At 54.8% G+C, this 3,174-nt stretch carries 2 rRNA genes (1 of these 2 running past the window's edge); both read left to right on the top strand.

Going from position 1 to position 3,174, the window contains the following annotated elements:
- Positions 1–2,803 (top strand): 23S ribosomal RNA (locus FKV24_RS09025); it begins 76 nt to the left of the window's first position.
- Positions 2,804–2,925: 122 nt separating this feature from the next.
- Positions 2,926–3,040, top strand: a 5S ribosomal RNA gene (gene rrf / locus FKV24_RS09030).
- The last annotated feature ends 134 nt before the right edge of the window (positions 3,041–3,174 follow it).

Genomic DNA, 3,174 nt, shown 5'->3' on the forward strand with positions numbered 1-3,174 from the left:
GTGGGGGAGCTGGCAACAAGCATTGATCCCGCGATGTCCGAATGGGGAAACCCACCTCGCAAGAGGTATCGTGCAGTGAATACATAGCTGTACGAAGCGAACCCGGAGAACTGAAATATCTAAGTACCCGGAGGAAAAGAAATCAACCGAGATTCCCTGAGTAGTGACGAGCGAACGGGGAACAGCCCTTAAGTCGATTGTGTTCTAGCAAAGCGGTCTGGAAAGTCCGGCCATAGAAGGTGATAGCCCTGTATGCGAAAGGGCACATTCGATGAAATCGAGTAGGGCGGGGCACGAGAAACCCTGTCTGAACATGGGGGGACCATCCTCCAAGGCTAAATACTCCTGACCGACCGATAGTGAACCAGTACCGTGAGGGAAAGGCGAAAAGAACCCTGGTGAAGGGAGTGAAATAGACCCTGAAACCGTGTGCGTACAAGCAGTAGGAGCCCTTCGGGGTGACTGCGTACCTTTTGTATAATGGGTCAGCGACTTATTGTTCGTGGCAAGCTTAACCGTATAGGGGAGGCGAAGGGAAACCGAGTCTGATAAGGGCGCATAGTCGCGGGCAATAGACCCGAAACCGGGTGATCTAGTCATGCCCAGGGTGAAGGTTGAGTAACATCAACTGGAGGCCCGAACCCACTCCCGTTGCAAAGGTAGGGGATGAGGTGTGATTAGGAGTGAAAAGCTAATCGAACCCGGAGATAGCTGGTTCTCCTCGAAAGCTATTTAGGTAGCGCCTCATGTGAATCTTCCTGGGGGTAGAGCACTGTTATGGCTAGGGGGTCATTGCGACTTACCAAACCATGGCAAACTCCGAATACCAGGACAGACTGCATGGGAGACACACGGCGGGTGCTAACGTCCGTCGTGAAAAGGGAAACAACCCAGACCCACAGCTAAGGTCCCAAATTCCATGCTAAGTGGAAAACCATGTGGAAAGGCACAGACAGCCAGGAGGTTGGCTTAGAAGCAGCCACCCTTTAAAGAAAGCGTAATAGCTCACTGGTCGAGTCGGTCTGCGGGGAAGATTTAACGGGGCTCAAGCATGGAACCGAAGCTTGGGGTGCACACTTCGGTGTGCGCGGTAGAGGAGCGTTCCGTAAGCCTGCGAAGGTGGATTGAGAAGTCTGCTGGAGGTATCGGAAGTGCGAATGCTGACATGAGTAACGATAATGCGGGTGAAAAGCCCGCACGCCGAAAGCCCAAGGTTTCCTTGCGCAACGTTAATCGGCGCAGGGTGAGTCGGCCCCTAAGGCGAGGCAGAAATGCGTAGTCGATGGAAAGCTGGTTAATATTCCAGCACCTCGCGTAAGTGCGATGGAGGGACGGAGAAGGCTAGGTCTACCGGGCGTTGGTTGTCCCGGGGAAAGGCGGTAGGTGTGGAACTTAGGCAAATCCGGGTTCCTTTAACACCGAGCACCGAGACGAGCTCATTAGAGCGAAGTGATTGATGCCACGCTTCCAGGAAAAGCTCCTAAGCTTCAGCTTACGCAGACCGTACCGTAAACCGACACAGGTGGGCAGGATGAGAATTCTCAGGCGCTTGAGAGAACTCGGGTGAAGGAACTAGGCAACATGGCACCGTAACTTCGGGAGAAGGTGCGCCCCTGATGGTGGCTCATGCGAGCTATAGCTGTCGGGGGCCGCAGTGACCAGGCCGCTGCGACTGTTTATCAAAAACACAGCACTCTGCAAACACGAAAGTGGACGTATAGGGTGTGACGCCTGCCCGGTGCCGGAAGGTTAATTGATGGGGTCAGCCGCAAGGCGAAGCTCTTGATCGAAGCCCCGGTAAACGGCGGCCGTAACTATAACGGTCCTAAGGTAGCGAAATTCCTTGTCGGGTAAGTTCCGACCTGCACGAATGGCGTAACGACAGCGGCGCTGTCTCCACCCGAGACTCAGTGAAATTGAAATCGCTGTGAAGATGCAGCGTTCCCGTGGCAAGACGGAAAGACCCCGTGAACCTTTACTATAGCTTTACACTGAACGTTGAGTTCGTCTGTGTAGGATAGGTGGGAGGCTTTGAAACCAGGACGCCAGTTCTGGTGGAGCCATCCTTGAAATACCACCCTGTCGTGCTTGACGTTCTAACCTAGGCCCGTAATCCGGGTCGGGGACCGTGTATGGTGGGTAGTTTGACTGGGGCGGTCTCCTCCCAAAGAGTAACGGAGGAGCACGAAGGTACGCTCAGCGCGGTCGGACATCGCGCACTGTGTGCAAAGGCATAAGCGTGCTTGACTGCAAGATCGACGGATCAAGCAGGTACGAAAGTAGGTCTTAGTGATCCGGTGGTTCTGTATGGAAGGGCCATCGCTCAACGGATAAAAGGTACTCCGGGGATAACAGGCTGATACCGCCCAAGAGTTCATATCGACGGCGGTGTTTGGCACCTCGATGTCGGCTCATCACATCCTGGGGCTGTAGTCGGTCCCAAGGGTATGGCTGTTCGCCATTTAAAGTGGTACGCGAGCTGGGTTCAGAACGTCGTGAGACAGTTCGGTCCCTATCTGCCATGGGCGTTGGAGATTTGAGAGGGGCTGCTCCTAGTACGAGAGGACCGGAGTGGACGAACCTCTGGTGTTCCGGTTGTCACGCCAGTGGCACTGCCGGGTAGCTATGTTCGGAAGCGATAACCGCTGAAAGCATCTAAGCGGGAAGCGCGCCTCAAGATGAGATCTCCCGGGACACAAGTCCCCTAAAGGAACCATGAAGACTACGTGGTTGATAGGCTGGGTGTGTAAGTGCAGCAATGCATTGAGCTAACCAGTACTAATGATCCGTGAGGCTTGACCATATAACCTCAAGTGGCCTTGGACTCGACGATACGTCGACGACATTCGCCTCATTCGCTACTTCCCAACCCATGCAAGCTGGCTGCAGGATTGATCAATCATCCCGCGCTGCTTCACCAGCTTGTTCAGCGACCATAGCGCTGTGGTACCACCCGATCCCATTCCGAACTCGGAAGTGAAACGCAGCTGCGCCGATGGTAGTGTGGCTCAAGCCATGTGAGAGTAGGTCATCGCTGAACATTTACACCGAAGGCCGGACCCCGAAAGGGTCCGGCCTTCTTCTTTTGCGCAACACAAACGCTGACGCACCCCCGTAACGGACCCACGCATACCGGCCCACCGGGACTGCGTCAGAACCACCGCTGCAGCGGCG

Source organism: Marilutibacter maris (assembly GCF_006546735.2).
GTDB lineage: Bacteria > Pseudomonadota > Gammaproteobacteria > Xanthomonadales > Xanthomonadaceae > Marilutibacter > Marilutibacter maris.